The sequence below is a fragment of the Pseudomonas sp. TH34 genome (assembly GCF_016650865.1).
Classification (GTDB): domain Bacteria; phylum Pseudomonadota; class Gammaproteobacteria; order Pseudomonadales; family Pseudomonadaceae; genus Aquipseudomonas; species Aquipseudomonas yamanorum.
Genome location: NZ_JAEKFB010000020.1, coordinates 678,141 through 703,239 on the forward strand (window position 1 = coordinate 678,141; position 25,099 = coordinate 703,239).

The window sequence follows — 25,099 nt, forward strand, 5'->3', positions numbered from 1 at the left end:
ACGTTGGCTGCTGGGGCGGGTCATCCATGACACGCGCGCACCATACAGCAAGTCTGTCGAGGCTTTACAGCAGGCTTATCGGGTAACTGACGATCAACCGGTTTTCATCAAACTCATTGTTGTTGTAATCCCTGCGCATGCTGGAATTGCGCAGACGCACATTGAGGTTCTTCAATGTTCCGCTCTGCACAACGTAGGCCACTTCAGTTTCCCGTCCCCATTCCTTACCGTCAGTCACCGTGCCGCTGTGTACGTTACTGCCGCTGATATAGCGGTTCATCAGTGTCAGGCCCGGCACGCCAAGGGCGGCGAAGTTGTAGTCATGGCGCACCTGCCAGGATTTTTCCTGGGCATTGTCGTAGCTGGAGTTGTAGCTGTCGTTGGCCAGGGTGCCGCCGCTGGTGCCGTTGACGCGCATCCAGGCACTGTTGCCGGTGAGCTTTTGCAGGCCGACGTAGAAGGTGTTGCCGCCGTATCGCGCCGAGAACAATCCGGACCAGGTCTTGTTGTCGAGGTCACCGGCGCGGGCGCTGCCGTCGTCCTTGCCATAGAAGAACCCGAGGTTGGCGCCCAGGGTCCAGTCGCCTACGGGCTGGCTGTGGATCAGGTTCAGGTATTGCTGGCGGTAGATGTCCTTGAGCTGCGCGTTCCACACGCCGATCTGGGTGCGTTTGTCGTTGAAGGCATACTCGCCGCCCTGGAAGTTGAAACGGTCGGAAGTAAACGCGGTTTTCCCGAACATCGACATGTCGGTCATGCTGCTGTCGTCGCGCGGACTGTTGGCGCGGAACTGGCCGCCGTACAGGGTCAGGCCGTCGATTTCTTTGGAGGTGATTTGCCCACCGCGCAGGGTTTGCGGGAGCGAGCGGCCATCGTCCGAACGCAGGATTGGCAGCACCGGCATCCATTCGCCGACCTTCACTTCCGTCTTCGAAATTCGCGCCTTGAACGCCACGCCCAAACGCCCGAATTCATCCGCAGGGCGGCCGTCGTGGTCCAGCGGCAACAGCTGGGTGCCACCGGTGCCGCGCCCGCCATCAAGCTTCAATGAGTACAGCCCCAGTACATCCACACCGAAACCTACGGTGCCCTGGGTAAAGCCCGACTTGGCGTCGAGAATGAAACTTTGCGTCCACTCCTGCGCGCCGCCCTGGGTTTTGGTGGGGTTGGTGTAATTGCGATTGAAGAAGAAATTACGCAGGTTGAGGTTGGCGCTGGCATCTTCGAGAAAGCCGTGTTCTTCAGCGACGACGGGGAGGGCAAGGCTGGCGACAGCGGTTGCCAGCAAGAGCCGGCGCGGGTTGAAAGTGCTCATGGTGTTGGACCTGTTGTTATTGGGGTTATGCAGGTGGCGGCCATGGTGCGGGGCAGTATGGGGGCGATGAAAGTGGGGGAAAGCGGGTTGTGGGCGATGATCGAACGCAAAGTAGGGGCGTAAAAAAACCGCTCCCTGTGAGGGAAGCGGTTTTTGTTTACTGCGCCACTATCAGAACAACTTCAAGGGCGGCGCTTCTTCTTTCAACGGTTCGTTCTTCGCGGTTTGTTCGTTCCAGCCACCACCGAGGGCCTTGTACAGGTTGACCTCGCTGTTGAGCTGCGCCAGGCGATCGGTGATCAGCGATTGCTGGGCACTGAACAGTTGGCGCTGGGCATCGAGGAACGTCAGGTTGCTGTCGACACCAATGCGGTAGCGACGCTCGGCCAGGCGGTAGTAATCCTGGTTGGCCGCGACGAAGCCACGTTGGGCGTCCAGTTGCTGCTTGTAGGTCTCACGGGCGGCGAGGCCGTCGGAGACTTCCTGGAAGCCGGTCTGGATCGCTTTCTCGTAGTTGGCGACGTTGATCTCTTTCTGGATTTTCGAGTAATCCAGGCTGGCGCGCAGGCTACCCGCGTTGAAGATCGGGATGTTGATCTGCGGTGCAAACGACCAGGTACCCGAACCGCCCTTGAACAGGCCGCCCAGGGTCGGGCTTGCGGTGCCGGCGCTGGCGGTCAGGCTGATGCTCGGGAAGAACGCAGCCCGTGCGGCGCCGATGTTGGCGTTGGCCGCCTTGAGGTTGTACTCGGCCTGCAGGATGTCGGGACGACGTTGCAGCAGGTCCGATGGCAGGCCGGCCGGTACTTCGCTCAACAGGTCATCAGCCAATGGCCGGCTGGCGATGTTCGCCGGCAGGCCGGTGCCCAGCAGCAGGGTCAGGCTGTTTTCGTCCTGAGCCACCTGGCGGGTATAGCGCGCCAGTGCAACCCGGGCGTTTTCCACCGAAGTGCGGGCCTGGCTCAAGTCCAGGGCCGACGCCACGCCGACTTCGTTGCTGCGCGAGGTGAGCTTGTAGCTCTGTTCGAACGCACCGAGGGTGTCCTGGGTGAGCTTGAGCAGTTCCTTGTCGGCCTGCCAGGTCAGGTAGGCATTGGCCACGCTGGCCACCAGGCTGATCTGGGTCGTGCGACGCGCTTCTTCAGTGGCGAAGTATTGTTGCAGCGCTTGTTCGCTCAGGCTGCGGACGCGGCCGAACAGGTCCAGCTCATAAGAGCTGATCCCGAGGCCAGCCGAGTACTGACTGGAGATGGTCGATTCGCCGGTCTGCGACAGCTTGGCCGGGGTACGCGAGCGGCTGCCGCTGCCCGTGGCCGAGATTGCCGGGAACAGATCGGCACGCTGGATCTGGTACTGCGCTGCATACGCGTCGATGTTCAGGGCCGCGACACGCAGGTCGCGGTTGTTCACCAGTGCAGTCTGGATCAGCTGTTGCAGGGCAGGGTCATGGAAAAACTGCTTCCAGCCTTGCTCGGCAGCGGCCTGGCCAGGCGCCTGGGCCGACGAATACGCCGGCCCCTGCGGGAACTGCGCGGCTACCGGCGCTTCAGGGCGCTGGTAGTCCGGGATCAGCGAGCAGCCACTGAGCACGAATGCTGTGACCGCTAAGGAAAGTAGCGACTTGCTCATTGGCCAGCCTCTTTAGGAGTTTGCTTGGTTTCAGTCTTTTTACGCTCGCCAGCGGAGGACACGGTTGCGAAGAACAGGGGTACCCAGAAGATCGCGAGGACCGTGGCGGTGATCATACCGCCAATTACGCCCGTACCGATGGCGTGCTGGCTACCTGAGCCTGCACCGGTGGAAATCGCCAGGGGCAGTACGCCGAGCATGAACGCCATGGACGTCATGATGATCGGTCGCAGACGCATGCGGGATGCCTCGATGGCCGACTCGACGATGCCTTTGCCCTGTTCGTGGAGCTCTTTGGCGAACTCCACGATCAGGATGGCGTTTTTCGCTGCCAGACCCACCGTCACCAACAGGCCCACCTGGAAGAACACGTCGTTGGACAGTCCCCGCAGGCTGGTGGCGATCAACGCACCGATCACACCCAGTGGTACAACCAGAATCACCGCAATCGGGATTGACCAGCTTTCGTACAGTGCCGCAAGGCAGAGGAACACCACCAGCAGGGACAGGGCGTACAGCGCAGGTGCCTGGGAGCCGGACAGGCGTTCTTCGTACGACAGGCCGGTCCACGAGTAACCGACACCGGCCGGCAGGTCCTTGGCAATGCGTTCGACTTCCGCCATCGCATCACCGGTACTGTAGCCAGGTGCCGGGGTACCGAGGATTTCCATCGCCGCTACACCGTTATAGCGCGAGAGTTTCGGCGAACCGAAGATCCACTTGCCCGAAGAGATGGCCGACAGCGGCACCATCTTCCCGGACGTGCTGCGTACGTACCATTTGCTCAGGTCTTCCGGAGACATCCGGCTGGCGGCGTCACCCTGTACATACACCTTCTTCACACGACCACGGTCGATGAAGTCGTTGATGTAGCTGCCACCCAAGGCGATTGCCAGGGTCTGCTGGATGTCTGCCAGGCTGATGCCCTGGGCGCTGGCCTTCTCGTCGTCAACGGTCAGCTCGTACTGCGGCTCATCGTTCACGCCGTTGGGGCGCACGCCCGCCAGGATCTTGCTTTGTGCCGCGGCACCCAGGAACTGGTTACGCGCATCCATCAGCTTCTGGTGGCCGACGCCGCCCTGGTCTTGCAGGAACACGTCGAAACCGGTGGCGTTACCCAGTTCAAGTACCGACGGTGGCACCACGGCAAATACCATGGCGTCCTTGAAGGCCCCGAAGAAGTAACCCTGGGCACGCTTGGCAACCTCAAATACCGACTGGGTCGAGTCACGCTCGTCCCACGGCTTGAGCATCACGAACGCGAGGCCCGAGCTCTGGCCACGACCGGCGAAGTTGAAGCCGTTCACGGTAAACACCGATTTGACAGCCTTGCCTTCGCCTGGCTCGCCTTCCTTGTCGTTCAACAGGTAGGCGCGCATATCGTCGATGACTTTCTGCGTACGTTCAGCCGAAGAACCCACCGGCGTTTGTACCTGGGCAAAGATCACGCCCTGGTCTTCCTCCGGGAGGAACGCGCTTGGAATGCGGGTGAACATCCAGATCATGCCGGCAAGGATCAGGGCATAGACCACGAACGCCGGGAACTTGTGCTTGATCATGTTACCGACGCCGCGCTCGTAGCTCAGTACGCCACGGTCGAAGGTACGGTTGAACCAGCCGAAGAAGCCGCGCTTGGGTTGGCCGTGTTTTTCCGGGTCAATCGGCTTGAGCATGGTGGCGCACAAGGCCGGGGTGAAGATCAGGGCAACCAGTACCGACAGCGCCATCGCCGAAACGATAGTGATGGAGAACTGGCGGTAGATCACACCGGTGGAACCACCGAAGAACGCCATTGGCAGCAATACCGCCGACAACACCAGGGCGATACCCACCAGGGCCCCCTGGATCTGGCCCATGGACTTGACCGTCGCCTCCTTGGGCGACAAGTGCTCCTCGGCCATTACCCGCTCGACGTTCTCCACCACAACGATGGCATCGTCCACCAGCAAGCCGATAGCCAGGATCATGCCGAACATGGTCAGGGTGTTGATGGTGAAGCCGAACGCAGCGAGGATCCCGAAGGTACCCAGCAATACCACCGGTACGGTCATGGTGGTGATGATGGTGGCGCGGAAGTTCTGCAGGAACAGGAACATCACCAGGAACACCAGCACGATCGCTTCGACCAGGGTGTGAACCACACCGGAGATCGATTCGGTCACAACCGGCGTGGTGTCATACGGCACCACAGCCTTCATGCCAGGCGGGAAGAACGGTTCGAGGGAAGCAACCGTTTCGCGAATCGCCTTGGCGGTGTCCAGTGCGTTGGCACCGGCTGCCAGCTTGATCGCCATACCGGAAGCCGGCTTGCCGTTGAACTGTGCGCTGATGCTGTAGTTCTGGCCGCCCAGTTCGATACGCGCAACGTCACCCAGGCGAACCTGGGAGCCGTCGGTATTGACCTTCATCAGGATATTGCCGAACGCTTCAGTGGTTTGCAGACGCGTCTTGCCGATGATGGTGGCGTTCAACTGAGTGCCGGGCAGGGCAGGCAGGCCGCCGAGTTGGCCGGTGGCCACCTGGACGTTCTGCGCCTGGATGGCGTTGCTGACATCCACTGGCGTCAGCTGGTAGTTGTTCAGCTTGGCCGGGTCGAGCCAGATACGCATGGCGTACTGGGAACCGAACACCTGGAAGTCGCCCACACCGGCGGTCCGGGAAATCGGGTCCTGGATGTTGGAAACGATGTAGTTGGAGAGGTCATCCTTGGTCATGCTGCCGTCTTCCGACACCAGACCGATCACCATCAGGAAGTTCTTCACCGACTTGGTAACGCGGATACCTTGCTGCTGTACTTCTTGTGGCAGCAGCGGGGTTGCCAGGTTGAGCTTGTTCTGTACCTGAACCTGGGCGATGTCCGGGTTGGTACCCTGGTTGAACGTCGCGGTGATGGTCATGCTGCCGTCGGAGTTACTGTCCGAGGCGACATAACGCAGGTTGTCGATACCGTTGAGCTGTTGTTCGATCACCTGAACCACGGTGTCCTGCACGGTTTGTGCAGACGCGCCCGGGTAGGTCACCTGGATATCAATGGCGGTTGGCGCAATGGCCGGGTACTGGTTGATGGGCAACTTCAGGATCGACAGTGCCCCGACCAGCATGATCACCAGGGCAATTACCCAGGCGAAAATGGGACGGTCGATAAAAAATTTCGACATGAATTACTCCCCTTGACCAGCAGCGGCAGCAGGAGCAGCAGCGGAACCGGCGGGTTTGGCGTTATCAGCGTCCTTGACCTTGACTTCGATGCCCGGCTTGATGAATTGCAGGCCTTCGGTGATCACACGGTCACCGGCGTCCAGGCCTTTTTCCACCAGCCAGTAGGCGCCGGTAGTGCGGTTGGCCACCAGTACACGTTGCTCGACCTTGTTGTCCTTGTTCACCACCAGCGCGGTCGGGATGCCCTTCAGGTCGCGGGTCACGCCTTGCTGTGGTGCCAGGATGGCCTTGCTGTTCACACCGGCTTGCAGCTGCGCGTGGACAAACATGCCCGGCAGCAGGGTGTGGTCAGGGTTCGGGAACACGGCACGCAGGGTCACGGAACCGGTGGTTTCGTCGACCGAGACTTCGGAGAATTCCAGCTTGCCTTCCACGCCGTAGGCGGTGCCGTCTTCCAGGGTCAGCTTGACCTTGGCCGCGTTTTCGCCGGCTTTTTCCAACTGGCCGCTTTCCAAGTCACGACGCAGTTTCAGCATCTCGGCAGAGGACTGCGTGACGTCGACGTAGATCGGGTCCAGTTGCTGGATCACTGCCATGGCGTCGGTCTGGCCGTTGCTGACCAGCGCGCCTTCGGTGACCGAAGAGCGACCGATACGCCCGGAGATCGGGGCAAACACCTTGGTGTAGCGCACGTTGATCTGGGCCGTTTGCACATTGGCTTCAGAGGTCATGCGGTTGGACACGGCGGTGTCGTATTCCTGGCGGCTGACGGCTTGCTCATCGACCAATTGCTTGTAGCGATCGGCAATCGACTTGGTCTGGGCGAGGTTGGCCTGGGCGCTTTTCAGGGAGGCGTCATACACCGACGGATCGATCTGATAGAGCTGCTGGCCTTCCTTGACGTCGCCCCCTTCCTTGAACAGACGCTTGAGAATGATGCCGTTGACCTGAGGGCGAACCTCGGCAATGCGATAGGCCGTGGTGCGGCCTGGCAGCTCGGATGTCAGGGTAAAGGCTTGAGGTTGAATAGTGACCACGCCGACCTGAGGGGTTTGAGCGGGCGGAGCCGCTTCTTCCTTTTTACATCCGCTGAGCAGCGATGCCAGGGCGACGGCAGTAACCAGGGCGGTAACAGCTGGCTTAAGTTGCATGAAGATCCTCGGGTCAGGCGCGCAGGGTGCGCACAAGAAGTGTGGAAGGGTAAAAAACAGGCACTGAGTAGATAAGTAGCTTGCTACGCAATATACTTACGTTCATGGTTGTTTGTAAACTCTTGACAGGCTTCGCGGAATGTTGACAAAGCAGCGTCCAAAGCCTCGATTCTAGTACGTTCGGCGCCCATGAAGGCGTCGTCCCACAATTATTCAGATGATGGTTACCGGCTCCAGAATTGCCGTTACCTATCACCCCAGGATTTCTGATTGAGGTTTTACTGCCATGGTTCGTCGTACCAAAGAGGAAGCTCAGGAAACGCGTAGCCAGATTCTTGAAGCGGCTGAGCAGGCCTTCTACGAGCGCGGGGTTGCGCGTACCACACTGGCGGATATAGCCACTCTGGCAGGCGTGACGCGCGGTGCCATCTACTGGCATTTCAGCAACAAGGCCGATCTGGTGCAGGCGATGCTCGATACGCTGCACGAGCCGCTGGATGAATTGGCCAGGGCCAGTGAGAGCGAGGACGAGGTCGATCCGCTGGGTTGCATGCGCAAGCTGCTGATTCATCTGTTCCATCAAGTGGCCCTGGACCCGAAGACCCGGCGCATCAATGAGATTTTGTTTCATAAGTGCGAATTCACCGATGAAATGTGTGATCTGCGCCGTCAGCGCCAGACCGCCAGCCTTGAATGCAACCTGCGCATCGGGCTGACCCTGCGTAACGCGGTCCATCGCGGGCAGCTTCCGGAGAATCTCGACACCGTACGTGCGGCGGTGTGCATGCACGCCTATATCGACGGAATTCTCGGCCAATGGCTGCTGGTACCCGACAGTTTTCAGTTGGCCCAGGACGCAGAGCGGTGGGTTGATATCGCGTTGGACATGCTGCGCTTGAGCCCTGGCCTGCGCAATTAAGACAAAATGCGTAATTGCGACCAGTTGTGTCAACAATAAAGACTAAGGGTAGGTCAACCGGACTTTTCCCTGATTTTGTGGGGTGACTTTATATACGGGCTGGCGGGTGGTTGATAGGTAGTTGGCTAAGTATTTTGTAGCAATATTGTTGCAAGGCTGTGAAGGAATGTTTCCCGCCGCCCATAAAAAAGCCCCGGTTCTCGCAAGCCGGGGCTTTTTCGTTTCAGCAGATCAGAGTGCCAGGGTTGGATAGTCGATGTAGCCGACCGGGCCTTTGGCGTAGAACGTCTCTGGGTGTGCTTCGTTCAGCGGCGCATCGGCCTTCAGGCGAGCGGGCAGGTCCGGGTTGGCGATGAACGGCACGCCAAACGCTACGGCGTCGGCTTTGCCGGAGGCCAGCCAGGCGTTGGCGCTGTCCTTGGTGAAGCGTTCGTTGGCGATGTACGGGCCGCCAAAGGCCGCTTTCAGTTGTGGGCCGAGGCTGTCGCCTGCTTCCTTTTCACGGGAACAGATGAACGCGATGCCGCGTTTGCCCAGCTCTTTGGCGACGTAGGTGAAGGTTTCCGACAGGTTGGCGTCGCCCATGTCGTGTGCGTCGGCGCGTGGTGCCAGGTGCACACCGACACGACCGGCGCCCCAGACTTCAATCACGGCGTCAGTGACTTCGAGCAGCAAGCGTGCACGGTTTTCCAGGGAGCCACCGTAGTTGTCGGTGCGCTGGTTGGTGCTGCTTTGCAGGAACTGGTCGAGCAGGTAGCCGTTCGCACCGTGGACTTCGACGCCGTCAAAGCCGGCGGCCTTGGCGTTCTCGGCACCTACGCGGTAGGCATCGACGATGTCGGCGATTTCAGCGATTTCCAGGGCGCGCGGGGTAGGGTAGTCGGCCAGCGGGCGCACCAGGCTGACGTGGCCCTTGGCCGCAATGGCGCTTGGGGCAACCGGTGCTTCGCCGTCCAGGTACGACTCGTGGGAGATCCGGCCTACGTGCCACAGTTGCAGGAAGATCTTGCCGCCCGCACCGTGCACGGCTTTGGTCACATTGGCCCAGCCGCGAACCTGGTCGTTGGACCAGATGCCCGGGGTGTCCGGGTAACCCACGCCCATTGGCGTGACGGAAGTGGCTTCGCTGAGGATCAGACCGGCGGAAGCGCGTTGTACGTAGTACTCAGCCATCAGCGCATTGGGCACGCGACCGGCATCGGCACGGCAGCGGGTCAGCGGCGCCATGATGATACGGTTCGACAGTTCCAGGTCGCCCAGCTTGATTGGATCGAAAATAGTCGTCATGGGATAACACCCTTCTCTTTAGTTGATCAGTTAGTCGCGGGGGCCAGGTCGGCATCGCCGGTCTGACGGAAAGTAATCAGGGTCACCAGCAGTGCGAGCACCGCCAGTGCTGCAGCGGCCAGGGGCACGCTGGTCAGGCCGAAGCCATGGGCAATCACACTGCCGCCTACCCAGGCGCCGAGGGCGTTGCCGATGTTGAAGGCGCCGATGTTCAAGGTGGACACCAGGTTCGGTGCCGCCTTGCCGAAGGTCACCACGTTGATTTGCAGCGCCGGTACGGCGGCAAACGAGGCGGTGGCCCAGAGGAACAGGGTGATTTCAGTCGGGATCACGGCGACGCTGGTCCAGGTCAGTACCGTGGAGACCACCGCCATGCTGATGAACACGCCGATCAGGGTGGCAGCCAGGCGCTTGTCGGCCAGCTTGCCGCCGATGATGTTGCCGACGGTCAGGCCCAGGCCGATCAGCAGCAGGGTCCAGGTCACGCCTTTGGGCGAGACGCCAGTGACATCCCCCAGCAGCGGCGCGACGTAGGTGAAGAGGGTGAACATCGAGGCAGCGAACAGCGCGGTCATGCTCAGTGACAGCCAGATGCCGGCACCTTTGAGCGCTCTCAGTTCGGCGCGCATGTCGAGTTTTTCCTCGTCACGCTTGGCTGGCAGGAAGCGGATCAGGCCGATCAGGGCGATTACCCCAATCACCGTCACTGCCCAGAAGGTCGAGCGCCAGCCGGCTTCCTGACCCAGCGCGGTGCCCAGCGGTACGCCGAGCACGTTGGCCAGGGTCAAGCCGGTGAACATCAGTGCCACGGCCGATGCACGCTTGTTGGCCGGCACCAGGTTGGCAGCGACCACCGAACCGATGCCAAAGAAGGCACCGTGGCACAGCGCGGTGACCACACGGGCAAACATCAGCACGTTGTAGTCGCTGGCCAGGGCGCAGAGCAGGTTGCCGATGATGAAGATGCCCATCAACGCTACCAGGGCGGCCTTGCGGGGCAGCTTGGCGGTGGCCAGTGCCATGAACGGCGCACCGATGGCCACGCCCAGGGCGTAACCGGTCACCAGCCAGCCGGCGCCGGGAATCGATACACCAAGGTCGGCCGCCACATCGGGCAACAGGCCCATGATGACGAACTCGGTGGTACCGATGGCGAAGGCGCTTAAGGCCAGGATGAGTAGCGAGAGAGGCATGGGTGAGTCCTTGTTACAGCGGTGCGCTGAGTTCTTCGGTGAGCGCTTTGAGGAAGGCTTGGATCACGTCCTCATTGCGTTTGAAAAAGTGCCATTGGCCGGCCTTCTGGCTGCTGATCAGCCCCGCCCGTTGCAGGTTCGCCAGGTGCGCCGAGACGGTGGACTGGGACAGCCCGCAGCGCTGGTCGATCTGCCCGGCGCAAATGCCATGCTCGTGGTGGTGGATCTGATCGGGGAATTGCGTCTTAGGGTCTTTCAGCCAGTTGAGGATGTCTCGCCGTACTGGGTGCGCCAGGGCTTTTATTATTTCGTCGAGGTCGATGGACATGGCAGTGATGCTCGGGTTTGTAAAACGTTATATCGCGATGAGGCGAACTTTAAATCGTTATATCTCGATACACCAATATGATTTTGGTCTTAAGCCAGACTGAATCGGTATATCGGGTTATAACGATACGTTGACGGCAGTGCTAAACTGCGCGCCATGAATTATCTCGCACATCTGCACCTCGGCGGCCAACTTCCTGCTCAATTGCTCGGCAGCCTGTATGGCGACTTTGTTAAAGGTCGCCTGCAAGGCCAGTTCAGTCCGCAAATCGAGTCGGCGATTCAGTTGCATCGCTCAATTGATCGCTACACCGACAGTCATCCGCTGATCGGGGAGGCGCTGTCGCGCTTCACCCTCACCCGGCGCCGCTATGCCGGGATTGTCCTCGATGTGTTTTTCGACCACTGCCTGGCGCGGGATTGGGCGTTATATGCCGATCAGCCACTGGAGCGTTTTACCTCCCGGGTTTACCGGGTGCTCGCCGAAGAGCCGGCGCTGCCGGGGCGGCTGGCGCAGATTGCGCCGTACATGGCGGCGGATGACTGGCTGGGTTCGTACCGGGAATTTGCGGTGATGGAACAGGTACTGCGGGGAATTGGCCGGCGCCTGACACGGCCCGAAGAACTGGGCCATGCCATGCAGGAATTGCGAGCGCTATATGAGCCGTTGAGCGAGGACTTCCGGATGTTTTACCCAGAATTGCAGCGGTTCTCAAATAGCCAGTTGGCAATACAACTATAAATGTGGGAGCGGGCTTGCTCGCGAAAGCGGTGGGTCAGCTAATGAATCTGCTGACTGATACACCGCCTTCGCGAGCAAGCCCGCTCCCACATTTTTCACCGTGCTCGCCTTAGGCCGCGAATGCTGGCCGCGCTGGCATTTGCTCAGCTTCTGGAAGGGGGCCAAACAACGCCTTCTGCACCGCCTGCTGCGCCTGGAACGCCAGCGCCGCACGTTCCTGCCCGGCGCAGGCAATCGGCTTGAGCAGATGAATTTCCACATCGCCCTGATCATTGCCAAACAACCGCATCAGGTGCGAGAGCAAATCATCATCGCCAATGAACGGTGCCAGCGGGTCGATTTTGCCGTCGCGCAGATAACGAATCGCCACCGGTTGCAACGACACGTCGGCATCAATCGCACTGGCCAATAACCGCCCGTGGAACGTACGCAGTGTGCGGCCGTCGGTGGTGGTGCCTTCCGGGAACATCAACAGCGGGTGTTTTTGTTCCAGGTGACGCGTCATCTGTTTGCGGATCAACTGGCTGTCACCTGAACCACGACGGATAAACAGGCTGCCGGCCTTGGCTGCCAACCAGCCCGCCACCGGCCAGGTGCGTACCTCGGCCTTGGACAGGAACGACATCGGCGCCACCATCCCCAGCAGCGGAATGTCGGTCCACGACACATGGTTGCTGACCCACAACATGGACTGCTGCGGCAACTCACCGTGAACGGTTACGCGAAAGGGCAGGGCGTTGGTCAACCGCGCCATGAAAAAACGCGACCAGCGCTGACGCCGCACCATCGAGTTGGCCACCCCCAAACGTTCAAATACGCCAAACACACTGGCCATGGTCAAACCCAGGGCCACCACTACCAGCACGCGGGCAATTCGCCCGTACACCCGAAGGCGGCTCATCACATGGCTGCCTTGAAGTGGCGGGCATAACGCGGGCACAGCTCGTCGCGCTTGAGCAGGATGAACACGTCGGCCACCTGGAAGTCTTCGTCCCAGCAGGGTTCGCCGCAAATCTTCGCGCCCAGGCGCATGTAGGCCTTGAGCAGGGGCGGCATTTCAGCGATGACGTTGGACGGCAGGTCCAGCGCCGGCAGAGGTTTTTTCGGCTCGGCCCGCAGGTGTTCGTTGCACAGGTAGCGTTCGCGCAGGCGCTGCATGATCGCGTGGGCCTGGATGCCGCCGTCGTGCATCGGGATGCTCGCGCAGCCCATCAGGTAGCTGTAGCCGCCCTGGTTGAGCACCTCGGCCAACTCGCCCCACAACACCGCGATGGTGCCGCCGTTGCGGTAGGCGGGGTCGACGCAGGTGCGGCCGATTTCCAGGATCGGGCCTTTGAGGTGCAGCAGGCCGTGGAGGCTGAATTCTTCTTCACTGTAGAAGCGGCCCAGGGTGCTGGCGGCCTGGTGGTCGAGCAAACGGGTGGTGGCGACGAGTCGACCGCTGTTCAAATCCCGCACGCCGATGTGGCTGCAGTGAACATCATAGTCATCCATGTCCAGGCCCAGTTCAGCGCCTTTCAGCTTGGCGTGGAATTCGCCGCTGAACACGTTGAAGCGCAGGGCCTGGGCTTCCTGCAAAGCCTGGGCGCCGATCAGGCGTTCGGCTTGCAGACGGCGTTCATTGCCGGTGTCGCTGATGCGGGCGATCTGAGTCATGGCGAGTCTCCGAGTGCCGGCCAGGGTTGCGGCCGGTCGACTTGTTTGTGCCATGTCAGGCTATGTAGGGCCGGTGTCATCTCCATGAAGTTACGGTGACGCTTAGATGACAGGCGTTTCGCCGGTGGGTGCTGTGTTTTTTGTGTACATATCCGTTGCTGCGGTAACGGCGGCTTAGGGTTCCGCTCTTACAGCGGGTCACTTTTGGCAAACGCCCCAAAAGTAACCAAAAGGTCTTTGCCCCACCACTCGGTGCCTCGCCTAGGCTCGGCATGCCCGCACTCCGGCCCGGCTCCGCGGGCCGCTCCACCGTGCCTACTTGCGGCCATCGTGGTTAACGGGGCCCGCAGATCAAAATCAAAAGCAGATCAAAAGCAGAGCACAGCGGCCTACCGGCCGGTTTGAGTGTTTAAAAGCCAGATCAAAAGCCAGAGCGAAAGCCAAATCTGAAGCTGATGCAGCTCTGCTTTTCTGTGGGAGCTGGCTTGCCTGCGATGCAGACACCTCGGTGCATCAGGTACACCCAGTTGATGCTATCGCAGGCAAGCCAGCTCCCACATTTGACCGTGCCGGCTTTGGCTTTTGATTTTGCTCTTCAACACTCAAGCCGGCCGGTAGGCCGCTGTGCTCTTGATCTGCTTTTGATCTTGATCTTAGGCGCCCCGTTAAACCACGCTGGCCGAACGCAGGCTTTGGAGCGTGGGTAACCCGGCAGGACGCCGGGTTAGCCGCGCTGGGCCAAGGATGGCCCATCGCGGCGGCCCACGGTCCAAAGCCGGAGTGAGGGCACACCGAGCCTAAGCGAGGTGCCGAGTGGTGGGGCAAGAGCGTTTTGCTTACTTTTGCGCTGTTCAAAAGTGAGCCGCTGTAAGAGCGGAACCATAAGCCGCCGTTACCCAAATAACGGATATGTACTCCCCCCAGGGCCCCGTAACAAAACCGTCATCCCCCTGGGCTAGCCTCGCGGGCTCGAATGCCCTGAGACTCAAAGTCCATGTTCAAAGGCCTGCTCTACGCCGCGCTGCTGTTCACCCTGACAGCCCAAGCCGAAACCTGGCCGGAGAAGGATTGGTCTCAAGGCCTGACCCTAAACGGCCCAGCTGCCAAGGCCCTGGATGACTACGCCTTCCCACCCCGCGACGACACCACCCGCAAAGGCATCCGCACCGACGCCTTGCTGATCATCCGCGACGGCCAGATCATCTACGAACGCTACGCCGCTTCCACCACCGCCAGCACCCCGCACCTCACCTGGTCCATCAGCAAAAGCCTGATGGCCACCGTACTCGGCGTGGCATTCGGCGAAAACCGCTTCAAACTCAGCGACCCCGCCGCTCGCTTTTACCCACCCATGAAACAACACCCGAGCGTGACCATGGCCGACCTCCTGCACTGGGCCTCGGGCCTCGACTGGCAGGAAGACTACGAATTCGCCCCACTGAAATCCTCGGTGGTGGCAATGCTCTACACCCGCGGTCGCCACGACATGGCTGAATTCAGCGCCGACACCACCACCTTCAGCCCCCCCGGCCAGGCATTCCGCTACTCCAGCGGCGACAGCAATATCCTGTCCGCCACCCTCAAAGGCATGCTCGGCCACAAGGCCTACGTCGACTACCCATGGACCGCCCTGTTCCAGCCACTGGGCATCCGCAACGCCACCTGGGAAAGCGACGCCGACGAAACCTTCGTCGCCTCTTCATACGCCTACCTCACCGCCCGCGACCTGGCGCGCGTCGGCCTGCTGATGCAGCGCGACGGTCGCTGGGGCGAACGCCAGTTACTGCCCATGGAGTGGATCGCGTTCAATCGCCAACCCTTCGACCACTACAAGCCCGGCCAGGACGAAGCCGTCCCCGGCGGCCAATGGTGGCTCAACCGCGAAGTGCAAGGCGCCGCCAAACCCTGGCCAGACGTGCCCGCCGACACCTTCGCCGCCCTTGGCCACTGGGGCCAGGCGCTCTACGTGATGCCCGATGAGCACCTGGTGATCGTGCGCTACGGCGACGACCGCGACGGTAGCTATCGCCATAACGAACTCCTCAAGCGCGTCCTCGCGGCGGTGCAACCATGATCCGCCGTCATCCCTTCATCAGCCTGTTGATCCTGCTGCTACTCATGTTGTTCGGCTGGGTCTGGCACGAGCGGGTCAACCTGCAAGCCTTCCCCGACATCATCGCCGCCTACACCGCCAAGGAGTACTGCTCCTGCCGGTACGTGGAAGGCAATCCCGCTGATTATTGCCTGGGTTATGTGAAGCAATACGTGCCCACCAGCGCTTTCGCCGACAACCCGGAAAAACACCGGGTGACCGCCAGCGGCCTGGGCCGCACCCACAGTGCCCAATGGCTGGGCCAACGCGAGGGCTGCCGACTCTTGCCATGAGGTTCCACAGGGTGGAACCACCTTTGATTGTCCTCCTGCGCACATCGCGGTTATCTGGCGGTGTGCAACGAACAAGAACGGGAACACCCGCCTGCGAGGAGAATCACCATGAGCCCACACCAGCACATCCTGGATTGGCTGAGCGATGTCGCCAGCGACCTGCACGCCGTGCGTCAGGACATTCACGCCCACCCCGAACTGGGCTTTGAAGAAAACCGCACCTCCGCCCTCGTGGCGCAATCCCTGCGAAGCTGGGGCTATGAAGTCCACACCGGTATCGGCCAGACCGGCGTGGTCGGTGTGCTGCGCAATGGCAGCAGCGCGCGCAAGCTGGGGATTCGTGCCGACATGGATGCCTTGCCGATCATCGAAAACACCGGCGCCAGCTACAGCAGCCAACACGCCGGCTGCATGCACGCCTGCGGCCATGACGGCCACACCACCATGCTGCTGGGCGCCGCCCGTTACCTGGCCGCGACCCGGCAGTTCGACGGCACCCTGAACCTGATTTTCCAGCCTGCCGAAGAAGGCCAGGGCGGCGCCGAAGCCATGCTCGCCGACGGCTTGCTGGAGCGTTTTCCCTGCGACGCACTCTTCGGCATGCACAACATGCCGGGCTTGCCCGCCGGCCATCTGGGTCTGCGGGTCGGGCCGATGATGGCCTCCCAGGACCTGCTCACCGTGACCCTCGAAGGCGTCGGCGGCCATGGCTCCATGCCGCACCTGACGGTCGACCCGCTGGTGGCCGCCGCCAGTATGGTCATGGCGTTGCAGACCGTGGTGGCGCGCAATATCAATGCCCAGGAAGCCGCAGTAGTGACCGTCGGTGCCCTGCAAGCGGGCCAGGCTGCCAACGTGATTCCCCAGCAAGCACTATTGCGTTTGAGCCTGCGTGCCCTGGATGCGAACGTGCGTGAGCTGATGCTGGAGCGGGTCAAGGCGATCATCCTGACCCAGGCCGCGAGCTTCGGCTGCACCGCGCAGATCGAACATCGGCCGGCCTATCCGGTGCTGGTCAACCACCCCGAAGAAACCGAATTCGCCCGCCAGGTCGGCGTCGCCCTGCTGGGTGAAGATGCCGTCGACGGCAACACCACCAAGCTGATGGGCAGCGAAGACTTCGCCTGGATGCTGCAGCGCTGCCCCGGCAGCTACCTGTTTATCGGCAACGGCGTCTCGCGGCCGATGGTCCACAACCCCGCCTATGACTTCAACGACGACATCCTGTTGACCGGCGCCGCCTACTGGGGCGCGCTGGCCGAGAGCTGGCTCAAGCCCGCCTGACGACCTCTTTTTTCTGCCGCTGGACCCTTTCCCAACAGGTTGAATGGAGTGTTCCTCATGCAGACTGCAAAACAGGGCGTATCCCGCACCCGCCAGGTCGTGGCGGCGGTGATCGGCAATGCGCTGGAATGGTATGACTTCATCGTTTACGGCTTTCTCGCCAGCATCATCGCCCGGCAATTTTTCCCGTCGGAGGATGAATACGCCTCGCTGCTGATGGCCCTGGCCACCTTTGGCGTCGGCTTCTTCATGCGCCCGGTGGGCGGGATTCTGCTGGGCATGTATTCGGACCGTAAAGGCCGCAAGGCCGCGATGCAGTTGATCATCCGGCTGATGACCGTCTCCATCGCCTTGATCGCTTTCGCTCCCAGCTACGCCGCGATCGGCATGGGCGCGCCGATGCTGATCGTGGTTGCACGCATGCTCCAGGGCTTTGCCACCGGCGGCGAATACGCCAGTGCCACGGCGTTCCTGGTGGAAAGCGCGCCGGCCCATCGCAAGGGGTTGTACGGTTCGTGGCAGTTGGTGGGGCAGTGCCTGGCGGTGTTCGGCGGCGCGGCGATGGTGGCGTTGGTGACGCACTTTTTCGAGCCGCAAACCCTTGAAGTCTGGGGTTGGCGCCTGCCGTTCATCTTTGGCTTGCTGATCGGCCCGGTGGGCTTGTGGATCCGTCGGCACATGGAAGATCCCGAGGAGTTTATCGAGGCGCGCAAACAGGCCAAGGGTGCGGCACCGAGCTTGATGGACGTCATTCGCGATCACCGCCGCAGCATCCTCGTGTCGATGGGCCTGGCCTGTGGGGCAACGGTGTCGTTCTACGTGGTGCTGGTGAATATGCCGACCTTCGCCCACAAGAACCTCGGCCTGCCGCTGGACCAGGTGCTGATGGTGCAGATGTTCGCGGTGGCGCTGATGACCGTGGTGATTCCGCTGTCCGGTCTGTTGTCGGATCGGCTGGGTCGGCGTCCGGTATTGATGGCGTTCACCCTGGCGTTTTTCGTGATGGTGTACCCGCTCTATGTGTGGGTCGCGGCCGCGCCGTCCATCGAGCGCTTGCTGGTGATGCAGGTGATGTTGTGCACCGCCATCGGCGGTTTTTTCGGCCCGGCGCCGACGGCCCTGGCCGAGCAGTTTCCCATCGAAGTACGCTCTACCGGGGTGTCGGTGGCTTACAACGTGGCGGTGATGGTGTTCGGGGGCTTTGCGCCGTTGATCGTCACCTGGCTCAGCAAGGTGCTGGGCACGCCGGTAGCCCCGGCATTTTATGTGCTGTTTGCTTGCGTCCTGACGCTGCTGGGCACTTACTGCATGCATGAGGCGCCACGGGCGAAACGACCGGCGCCGTTTTCCAGCGAGGTGAAACCTTGAGTATTGTTGAACTGGATGCCATCGAACTGTCACAGGCGATCCATGCGCGGCAGGTGTCTTGCCATGAGGTGATGCAGGCGTATCTGGCCCAGGTCGAGCGCTTCAATCCGACGGTGAATGCGCTGGTCTCGCTGCGCTCCCATGAGGAGGTGCTGGCCGAAGCGTCGCAGCGGGACCGGGAGCTGGACCAGGGCCAATCCCGTGGCTGGATGCACGGCATGCCCCAGGCGATCAAGGACCTGGCGGCCACCCAGGGCCTGCGTACTACTCTCGGCTCGCGGCTGTTCGCCGAGCACATTCCTCAAGAAGATGCGATCAGCGTGGCGCGGGTGCGGGCCAGTGGCGCGGTCATCATCGGCAAGACCAACGTACCGGAATTCGGCCTGGGCTCGCAGACCTACAACAGCGTGTTCGGCACCACCGGCAATGCCTATGACCCGCGCCTCGTGGCCGGTGGCAGCAGCGGCGGCGCGGCAGTGGCGCTGGCGTTGCGCATGCTGCCGGTGGCCGATGGCAGCGACATGATGGGCTCGCTGCGAAACCCGGCAGCGTTCAATAACGTGTTTGGCCTGCGCCCGTCCCAGGGCAGGGTGCCTCACGGGCCGGCGCCGGAGCTGTTCGTCCAGCAACTGGCCACGGAAGGCCCTATGGGCCGCAGCGTGGCCGATGTGGCGCGGCTGCTGAGTGTGCAGGCCGGCTACGACCCTCGGGTGCCGCTGTCGCTCAAGGAGGATCCGGCGGTGTTGGGTGAGCCGTTGCAGCGCGACTTCAAGGGTGCACGCCTGGGCTGGCTCGGGGATTACAACGGTTATCTGCCGATGGAAGACGGCGTGATGAGCCTGTGCGAAACGGCCCTCAAGGACTTCGCCGCGCTGGGTTGCGAGGTCGAGCACTGCCAACCGGATTTCTCCATGGAGCGCCTGTGGCAGACCTGGCTGGTACACCGCCATTGGCTGATCCAGGGCTCCCTCGGCGCGGCCTACGCTGACCCGCAAAAACGCGCACTGCTCAAACCCGAGGCGCAATGGGAAGTGCAGGGCGGATTGCAACTGAGTGCGGCAGATGTCTACCAGGCTTCGGCCAACCGCAGCGACTGGTACCGCGCCCTCGGCAAGCTGTTCGAACGTTACGATTTCCTGTTGCTGCCCACCGCCCAAGTGTTCCCTTTCGATGCACAACAAGCCTGGCCGCGCCTCGTCGCAGGGCGTGAGATGGACACCTACCACCGCTGGATGGAAGTGGTGATCGGCCCCACGCTGGCCGGTTTGCCGAGCATGAACGTGCCGGTGGGTTTCAACCCCCAGGGCTTGCCCATGGGCCTGCAAATCATCGGCCCGGCCCAGGCGGACAGGGCAGTATTGCAACTGGCATACGCCCACGAACAACTGACCCAGTGGGTGCAGCGGCGGCCGCCTGCTTGCCTCTCGCCGACCGGCTGAGTCGCGACGGGCCTGTATCTTGCTGTGAAATCAGATCATCCATCGGCATCAAGGAGATCGACACATGGGCAGCGACGCCGAGACGGGAACCGTACGCTCAGTGGGGCGGGCACTGGCAATCATCGAATTGCTCGGCGAGCATCAGGCGCTGGGGCTGGAAGAGTTGCACTACCTGACTCACCTGCCAAAGGCCACCGTCTCGCGGATGCTGCTGACCTTGCAGGAACAGGGCTGGATCTATCGTGGCCTCAGCGACCGCCGTTACCGCCTGCGGGCCCGGCGCCTGTTCGGTGATACCCAGCAACGTTTCAAACGCCAGTTGGTAGAAAGCGCCGCACCGTGGCTGCTGGACCTCAGCGAGCGCACCGGCCTGGTGGTGGATTTGTCGAGCTTTGACGGCGAACGCCTGGAAGTGATGGAAAGCGCGATCCCCACGGTGCTGCGCAAGCTCTACCCGAACAACTGCCAGATCGTCGGCCAGCACGCCAGCCTGTTTCATTCGGCCATGGGCAAGGCGTGCCTGTCGCAATTGTCGGCGGATGAAGTGCAGCGCCTGGCCGGTCGTGAGCGGGTGGCGGAAGACGATCAATACCGGGCGTGTGAACAATCCCAGCACCAGGGGTTTGGCCAGCGCACCGAAGGCTACTGGGAATACCCGGTGCGCCTGCCGTTCCTGATTCGCGCGGTAGCCTTGCCGGTGCGGGCCAATGGGCGGTTGGTGGGCAGCATGGCGCTGCATTGGCCGATGGATCAGGCACCGGTGGAACGGGTGCTGAGCCTGCACCTGGCCAGCCTGGAATCGACCATTCGCGATGTGCAGCAGGCGTTGGCCTGAAATACAGCTCATGTGGGAGCGGGCTTGCTCGCGAAAGCGGTGGGTCAGTTAATACATCAAGTGACTGACACACCGCGTTCGCGAGCAAGCCCGCTCCCACACAAGCCTGCTCCCACATTGGATTTGCGCCGCTCGTTACATTGCGCTTAAGGTTCGTCCAGGTTTTTTGCCCCAAGAGTCTTTATGTCCCTGTTCAAACCCATGGCCGTCCTGCTGCTGGCCGCTGCCGCCGTGCCTGCCCACGCCGACTGGTACCTGGACAACGAGTCCTCGCGCCTGTCGTTCGTCACCACCAAAAACACCGACATCGCCGAAGTGCAGCGCTTTCTGGTGCTGCATGGCAAGGTCGACAGCAAGGGCGCGGCGCAGCTGGAAGTTGAACTGGAGTCGATCAACAGCGGCATTCCGCTGCGCGACGAGCGCATGCGCAATGAGCTGTTCGAGATCAAGACCTTCCCGGACGCGGTGATCAACGCGCAGATCAACCTGCAACCGATCAACGACCTGGCCCCCGGTGCGCAATACGAGTTGCGCCTGCCGCTGTCGGTGACGCTGCACGGCAAGACCCAGACCTACAGCGCCGAGCTGCTGGCGACCCGCCTGGATGATCGACGCTTCCAGGTGGTCACCCTGGAACCGTTGGTGGTGCACGCCGAGGATTTCGATTTGCTGCCGGGTGTGGCCGCGTTGCGCAAGGCCGCCGGGCTGTCGCAAATCAGCCTGTCGGTGCCGGTGGGTGCGGTACTGATTTTCACGGCGCGCTGACATGAGCGGCGCAGTGTTCCCGTGGCGCAGCGCCAACCGTTTCGAGTTGATGATCGACGGCCCGAGTTTCTTTCCGCGCATGTTGGAGGCTATCGCCCAGGCCGAGCAGCAAGTCGCGCTGGAGTTGTATCTGGTGGAGGCGGGGGCGTGTGCCGAGGCGATGGTTCAGGCCTTGGTCGGGGCGGCCGAGCGTGGCGTGAGGGTGCGTTGCCTGTTCGATGACTATGGCAGCCTGGCGTTTACCCTGGGCCTGCGTCGACGGTTGATCGACGCCGGGGTGGACCTGCGTTTCTACAACCGCTTGAGCTGGCGCCGCTGGATGCGCAACCTCTACCGCGACCACCGCAAGCTGTTGCTGATCGACCAGACCCTCGCCGTGGTCGGCGGCACCGGTGTGACGGATGAATTCTGGACGCCCGGGGAAGACACCGCCGACTGGCACGAAGTGATGGTGCAGATTCGTGGCCCGCTGGTGCTGGATTGGCAGGAGTTGTTTGATCGTCAATGGCTGGCCAACGACGATCGTAGGGCCTGGAAGCCCGCCACGCATTTTGGCTTGCCACGCTTGCCCAAGGTGCCGGCGACAGGGCCGGGGCTGGGGCGGGTGGCCTATGCGGATGCTCGTCAGCATCGGGATATTTTGCAGTCACTGATCCGCGCGCTGAACAGCGGCCACCAGCGTATCTGGCTGGCCACCCCGTATTTTCTGCCGACCTGGAGTGTACGGCGTGCCCTGCGCCGGGCGGCGGGGCGCGGGGTGGATGTGCGCTTGCTGTTGACCGGGCCGCGTACCGATCACCCGTCGGTGCGGTATGCCGGGCACCGTTACTACCCGCGTTTGCTCAAGTCCGGGGTGCAGATTTTTGAGTATCAGCCGTGCTTCCTGCACCTGAAAATGGTGCTGGTGGACGATTGGGTGAGCATTGGCTCGTGCAACTTCGACCACTGGAATCTGCGCTTCAACCTGGAGGCGAATCTGGAGGCGCTGGACCCGGAACTGACGTTGGCGGTGGCGGGGAGTTTCGAGAGGGATTTTGCCCAGAGCCAGGCGGTGAGCCTTGAGGCGTGGCGGTCGCGGCCATTGTGGCGGCGGGTGAAGCAGCGGGTGTGGGGGTGGATTGATCGGTTGGTGGTTAACCTGCTGGACCGCCGCGGATAAGCCAGAACACCCCAATCAAATGTGGGAGCGGGCTTGCTCGCGAAAGCGGTGGATCAGCCAAACTTCCATTGACTGACACACCGCATTCGCGAGCAAGCCCGCTCCCACATGTTGACCGAGCAAGACGTTAGAGCAGTTCGAAGCTCTGCTGCTTCACATCCTGGGAATCCAACCCGATCTGCACATTGAACTCGCCCGGCTCAGCCGCGAACTTCAACTGGGTGTTGTAGAACTTCAAGTCTTCCTCGGTGATGGTGAAGTGCACCGCACGCTCTTCGCCAGCCTTGAGCATGATCTTCTGGAAGTTCTTCAACTCCTTGACTGGGCGGATCATCGAGCCGGCCACGTCCTGGATGTACAGCTGCACCACGGTTTCGCCATCGACCTTGCCGGTGTTTTTCACCACCACGGTGGCGTCGAGCTTGCCGGACTTGTTCAGGGTGGTGGACGACAGTGCCATGTCCGACAGGCTGAAGCTGGTGTAGCTCAAGCCATAACCAAACGGAAACAGCGGCCCGGTGGTGTCATCGAAGTACTGCGAGGTGTAGTTGCCCGGCTTGCCCGGGGTGAACGGCCGGCCAATGCTCAGGTGGTTGTAGTAGGTCGGAATCTGCCCCACCGAACGTGGGAAGGTGATTGGCAGCTTGCCCGACGGGTTGTAGTCACCGAACAGCACGTCAGCGATGGCGTTGCCGCCTTCAGTACCGGCGAACCAGGTTTCGAGGATTGCGTCAGCCTGTTCGTTCTCCTCGACAATCGACAGCGGACGGCCATTCATCAGCACCAACACCAGCGGTTTGCCGGTAGCTTTCAAGGCCTTGATCAGGTCGCGCTGGCTCTGCGGGATGTTCAGGTCGGTGCGGCTCGACGACTCGTGGGACATGCCCCGGGACTCGCCCACCGCTGCCACGACCACGTCGGCGCCTTTGGCGGCCTTGACGGCTTCGTCGATCATGTCCTGGGACGAGCGCGGGTCATCCACCACTTCCGGCGCATCGAAGTTCAGGAAGTTGAGGTAGTCGACGACTTTCTTGTCGTTGGTGATGTTGGCGCCACGGGCATAGATCACTTTGCCCTTTTCGCCGATCACGGCATTCATGCCGTCCAGCAGGGTCACCGATTGCGCGGGTTTACCGGCAGCGGCCCAACTGCCCATCATGTCGATCGGCGCCTTGGCCAGCGGGCCGACCAGGGCGATGGTCGCGTCCTTTTTCAGCGGCAGGGTGTTGTTCTGGTTTTTCAACAGCACCTGGCTGCGGCGTGCCACGTCACGTGCGTCGGCGCGGTGCAGGCGACTTTCTGCGTAGGTGTCGGCCGGGTCATCCTCGGCCTTGCCGATGCGCAGGTACGGGTCGGCGAACAGGCCCATGTCGTACTTGGCGCCAAGCACTTCGCGCACGGCGTTGTCGATATCGCGCTGTTCGATCTCGCCGGATTTCAGCAGGCCGGGCAATTCCTTGCCGTAGAGCGAGTCGTTCATGCTCATGTCGATGCCGGCTTTGATCGCCAGCTTGGCGGCTTCACGCCCGTCCTTGGCCACGCCGTGCTTGATCAATTCGAAGATCGCGCCATGGTCGCTCACGGCCAGGCCCTTGAAGCCCCAGTCCTTGCGCAACAGGTCGTTCATCAGCCAGGTGTTGGCGGTGGCTGGCACGCCGTTGATCGAGTTCAGCGCAACCATCACGCCGCCGGCACCGGCCTTGATGGCGGCGTGGTAGGGCGGCAGGTAGTCCTGGTACATCTTGACCGGGCTCATGTCGACCACGTTGTAGTCGCGACCGCCTTCCACCGCGCCATACAGGGCGAAGTGCTTGACGCTGGCCATGATGCTGTCGGCCTTGGCGGGGCTGGTGCCCTGGAAGGCCTTGACCATCACTTCGGCAATGCGCGAGGTGAGGTAGGTGTCTTCGCCAAAACCTTCGGAGGTGCGGCCCCAGCGCGGGTCGCGGGAGATGTCGACCATCGGTGCAAAGGTGATGTCGAGGCTGTCGGCGGCGGCTTCCTGGGCGGCGATGCGCCCGGAATGGCCGATGGCGTCCATGTCCCAGCTGGAGGCCAGGGCGAGGCTGATGGGGAAAATCGTGCGGTGGCCGTGGATCACGTCATAGGCGAAGAACATCGGGATCTTCAGTCGGCTGCGCATGGCCGCGTCCTGCATCGGACGGTTTTCCGGGCGGGTGATCGAGTTGAAGGTGCCGCCGATACGGCCTGCGGCGATTTCCTTACGGATCAGCTCGCGGGGCATTTCCGGCCCGATGCTGATCAGGCGCAACTGGCCGATCTTTTCATCGAGGGTCATTTGTTTCAGCAGATCACTGACGAAGGCGTCTTTGTCCTTGAGTACTGCGGGCTTTGTTTCGGCAAATACGGAATGAGTGGCCAAACTGACAACAAGGCCCAGCAAACACAGCTTCTTCATGAAAATCCTTTCTCGCAGCCTTGGGACCGGAGAGCGTCTATTGTTGTTCGGGTGTTGTTCAGATAAA

20 protein-coding genes are annotated in these 25,099 nt (G+C 61.6%); 10 read left to right on the forward strand and 10 right to left on the reverse strand.

The features are described 5' to 3' along the window. Positions 1-64: 64 nt before the first annotated feature. The 4 genes from JFU58_RS16520 to JFU58_RS16535 all read right to left on the reverse strand — a co-directional run bounded on the left by JFU58_RS16520 (position 65) and on the right by JFU58_RS16535 (position 7,254). A complete protein-coding gene (locus JFU58_RS16520; RefSeq protein ID WP_093200941.1) occupies positions 65-1,315 on the reverse strand; it encodes an OprD family porin in 1,251 nt (416 codons plus the stop codon). A gap of 171 nt (positions 1,316-1,486) precedes the next feature. Continuing rightward, complete coding sequence (gene adeC / locus JFU58_RS16525; RefSeq protein WP_063032778.1) at positions 1,487-2,944, reverse strand: AdeC/AdeK/OprM family multidrug efflux complex outer membrane factor; 1,458 nt, start codon at positions 2,942-2,944, stop codon at positions 1,487-1,489. Beyond that, positions 2,941-6,102: an efflux RND transporter permease subunit gene (locus tag JFU58_RS16530; RefSeq protein ID WP_063032776.1), complete on the reverse strand. Its 3,162-nt coding sequence runs from the start codon at positions 6,100-6,102 to the stop codon at positions 2,941-2,943. The genes adeC and JFU58_RS16530 overlap by 4 nt, the downstream gene beginning before the upstream one ends. A gap of 3 nt (positions 6,103-6,105) precedes the next feature. Next, on the reverse strand, positions 6,106-7,254 hold the full coding sequence (locus tag JFU58_RS16535) for an efflux RND transporter periplasmic adaptor subunit (RefSeq protein ID WP_063032774.1): 1,149 nt from the start codon (positions 7,252-7,254) through the stop codon (positions 6,106-6,108). Between the two features lie 286 nt (positions 7,255-7,540). On the opposite strand from JFU58_RS16535, the gene JFU58_RS16540 reads away from it, so the two are divergent. Further along, positions 7,541-8,173, forward strand: coding sequence for a TetR family transcriptional regulator (locus JFU58_RS16540; protein ID WP_063032772.1), 633 nt, complete (start codon positions 7,541-7,543; stop codon positions 8,171-8,173). Positions 8,174-8,404: 231 nt separating this feature from the next. Here JFU58_RS16540 and JFU58_RS16545 read toward each other — a convergent pair whose 3' ends face one another. Genes JFU58_RS16545 through JFU58_RS16555 form a run of 3 tightly spaced genes read right to left on the reverse strand, consistent with a single transcriptional unit; the run spans position 8,405 to position 10,981 of the window. Next, positions 8,405-9,460 (reverse strand): alkene reductase, encoded by a 1,056-nt coding sequence (locus JFU58_RS16545; protein WP_017479327.1) that lies wholly within the window; start codon positions 9,458-9,460, stop codon positions 8,405-8,407. Between the two features lie 26 nt (positions 9,461-9,486). Next, positions 9,487-10,653 (reverse strand): MFS transporter, encoded by a 1,167-nt coding sequence (locus JFU58_RS16550; protein ID WP_003219795.1) that lies wholly within the window; start codon positions 10,651-10,653, stop codon positions 9,487-9,489. Positions 10,654-10,666: 13 nt separating this feature from the next. After that, a complete protein-coding gene (locus tag JFU58_RS16555) occupies positions 10,667-10,981 on the reverse strand; it encodes an ArsR/SmtB family transcription factor (RefSeq protein ID WP_017479325.1) in 315 nt (104 codons plus the stop codon). Positions 10,982-11,137: 156 nt separating this feature from the next. Between JFU58_RS16555 and JFU58_RS16560 the strand changes: the two genes are divergently transcribed. Then, positions 11,138-11,722 carry an acyl carrier protein phosphodiesterase gene (locus JFU58_RS16560; protein ID WP_201141164.1) on the forward strand — a complete coding sequence of 195 codons (585 nt, stop codon included), beginning with the start codon at positions 11,138-11,140 and terminating at the stop codon, positions 11,720-11,722. 109 nt (positions 11,723-11,831) lie between these two features. Here the strand turns inward: JFU58_RS16560 and JFU58_RS16565 are convergent, their stop codons facing one another. After that, the gene (locus JFU58_RS16565) at positions 11,832-12,623 is read right to left on the reverse strand and encodes a lysophospholipid acyltransferase family protein (protein WP_017479323.1); all 792 of its coding nucleotides are present in this window, start codon (positions 12,621-12,623) and stop codon (positions 11,832-11,834) included. Further along, entirely contained in the window at positions 12,623-13,378 is a 756-nt protein-coding gene (olsB, locus tag JFU58_RS16570; RefSeq protein ID WP_093200919.1) for an L-ornithine N(alpha)-acyltransferase, read from the reverse strand. The genes JFU58_RS16565 and olsB overlap by 1 nt, the downstream gene beginning before the upstream one ends. A gap of 994 nt (positions 13,379-14,372) precedes the next feature. Between olsB and JFU58_RS16575 the strand changes: the two genes are divergently transcribed. From JFU58_RS16575 to JFU58_RS16610, 8 genes are all read left to right on the forward strand, one after another. Further along, complete coding sequence (locus tag JFU58_RS16575; protein ID WP_201141165.1) at positions 14,373-15,452, forward strand: serine hydrolase domain-containing protein; 1,080 nt, start codon at positions 14,373-14,375, stop codon at positions 15,450-15,452. Then, a complete protein-coding gene (locus tag JFU58_RS16580) occupies positions 15,449-15,763 on the forward strand; it encodes an amidase (protein ID WP_201141167.1) in 315 nt (104 codons plus the stop codon). The genes JFU58_RS16575 and JFU58_RS16580 overlap by 4 nt, the downstream gene beginning before the upstream one ends. Positions 15,764-15,871: 108 nt before the next feature. Beyond that, positions 15,872-17,047 (forward strand): M20 aminoacylase family protein, encoded by a 1,176-nt coding sequence (locus JFU58_RS16585; RefSeq protein WP_177027886.1) that lies wholly within the window; start codon positions 15,872-15,874, stop codon positions 17,045-17,047. A 57-nt stretch (positions 17,048-17,104) separates the two neighbouring features. Then, positions 17,105-18,415, forward strand: coding sequence for a citrate-proton symporter (locus JFU58_RS16590; protein ID WP_093200905.1), 1,311 nt, complete (start codon positions 17,105-17,107; stop codon positions 18,413-18,415). Then, entirely contained in the window at positions 18,412-19,854 is a 1,443-nt protein-coding gene (locus tag JFU58_RS16595) for an amidase (RefSeq protein WP_201141170.1), read from the forward strand. The genes JFU58_RS16590 and JFU58_RS16595 overlap by 4 nt, the downstream gene beginning before the upstream one ends. Positions 19,855-19,918: 64 nt before the next feature. After that, positions 19,919-20,689, forward strand: coding sequence for a helix-turn-helix domain-containing protein (locus JFU58_RS16600; protein WP_063032738.1), 771 nt, complete (start codon positions 19,919-19,921; stop codon positions 20,687-20,689). Between the two features lie 183 nt (positions 20,690-20,872). Beyond that, entirely contained in the window at positions 20,873-21,454 is a 582-nt protein-coding gene (locus tag JFU58_RS16605) for a YceI family protein (protein ID WP_063032736.1), read from the forward strand. Position 21,455: 1 nt separating this feature from the next. Further along, the gene (locus JFU58_RS16610; RefSeq protein ID WP_201141172.1) at positions 21,456-22,613 is read left to right on the forward strand and encodes a phospholipase D-like domain-containing protein; all 1,158 of its coding nucleotides are present in this window, start codon (positions 21,456-21,458) and stop codon (positions 22,611-22,613) included. A 127-nt stretch (positions 22,614-22,740) separates the two neighbouring features. Here JFU58_RS16610 and bglX read toward each other — a convergent pair whose 3' ends face one another. Next, a complete protein-coding gene (gene bglX / locus JFU58_RS16615; RefSeq protein WP_201141174.1) occupies positions 22,741-25,032 on the reverse strand; it encodes a beta-glucosidase BglX in 2,292 nt (763 codons plus the stop codon). Positions 25,033-25,099 lie beyond the last annotated feature (67 nt).

Bases quoted from the DNA above. Each gene is read 5' to 3' on its own strand.
- JFU58_RS16520 (WP_093200941.1), bottom strand. From the start codon at position 1,315: ATGAGCACTTTCAACCCGCGCCGGCTCTTGCTGGCAACCGCTGTCGCC.
- adeC (WP_063032778.1), bottom strand. From the start codon at position 2,944: ATGAGCAAGTCGCTACTTTCCTTAGCGGTCACAGCATTCGTGCTCAGT.
- JFU58_RS16530 (WP_063032776.1), bottom strand. From the start codon at position 6,102: ATGTCGAAATTTTTTATCGACCGTCCCATTTTCGCCTGGGTAATTGCC.
- JFU58_RS16535 (WP_063032774.1), bottom strand. From the start codon at position 7,254: ATGCAACTTAAGCCAGCTGTTACCGCCCTGGTTACTGCCGTCGCCCTG.
- JFU58_RS16540 (WP_063032772.1), top strand. From the start codon at position 7,541: ATGGTTCGTCGTACCAAAGAGGAAGCTCAGGAAACGCGTAGCCAGATT.
- JFU58_RS16545 (WP_017479327.1), bottom strand. From the start codon at position 9,460: ATGACGACTATTTTCGATCCAATCAAGCTGGGCGACCTGGAACTGTCG.
- JFU58_RS16550 (WP_003219795.1), bottom strand. From the start codon at position 10,653: ATGCCTCTCTCGCTACTCATCCTGGCCTTAAGCGCCTTCGCCATCGGT.
- JFU58_RS16555 (WP_017479325.1), bottom strand. From the start codon at position 10,981: ATGTCCATCGACCTCGACGAAATAATAAAAGCCCTGGCGCACCCAGTA.
- JFU58_RS16560 (WP_201141164.1), top strand. From the start codon at position 11,138: ATGAATTATCTCGCACATCTGCACCTCGGCGGCCAACTTCCTGCTCAA.
- JFU58_RS16565 (WP_017479323.1), bottom strand. From the start codon at position 12,623: ATGAGCCGCCTTCGGGTGTACGGGCGAATTGCCCGCGTGCTGGTAGTG.
- olsB (WP_093200919.1), bottom strand. From the start codon at position 13,378: ATGACTCAGATCGCCCGCATCAGCGACACCGGCAATGAACGCCGTCTG.
- JFU58_RS16575 (WP_201141165.1), top strand. From the start codon at position 14,373: ATGTTCAAAGGCCTGCTCTACGCCGCGCTGCTGTTCACCCTGACAGCC.
- JFU58_RS16580 (WP_201141167.1), top strand. From the start codon at position 15,449: ATGATCCGCCGTCATCCCTTCATCAGCCTGTTGATCCTGCTGCTACTC.
- JFU58_RS16585 (WP_177027886.1), top strand. From the start codon at position 15,872: ATGAGCCCACACCAGCACATCCTGGATTGGCTGAGCGATGTCGCCAGC.
- JFU58_RS16590 (WP_093200905.1), top strand. From the start codon at position 17,105: ATGCAGACTGCAAAACAGGGCGTATCCCGCACCCGCCAGGTCGTGGCG.
- JFU58_RS16600 (WP_063032738.1), top strand. From the start codon at position 19,919: ATGGGCAGCGACGCCGAGACGGGAACCGTACGCTCAGTGGGGCGGGCA.
- JFU58_RS16605 (WP_063032736.1), top strand. From the start codon at position 20,873: ATGTCCCTGTTCAAACCCATGGCCGTCCTGCTGCTGGCCGCTGCCGCC.
- JFU58_RS16610 (WP_201141172.1), top strand. From the start codon at position 21,456: ATGAGCGGCGCAGTGTTCCCGTGGCGCAGCGCCAACCGTTTCGAGTTG.
- bglX (WP_201141174.1), bottom strand. From the start codon at position 25,032: ATGAAGAAGCTGTGTTTGCTGGGCCTTGTTGTCAGTTTGGCCACTCAT.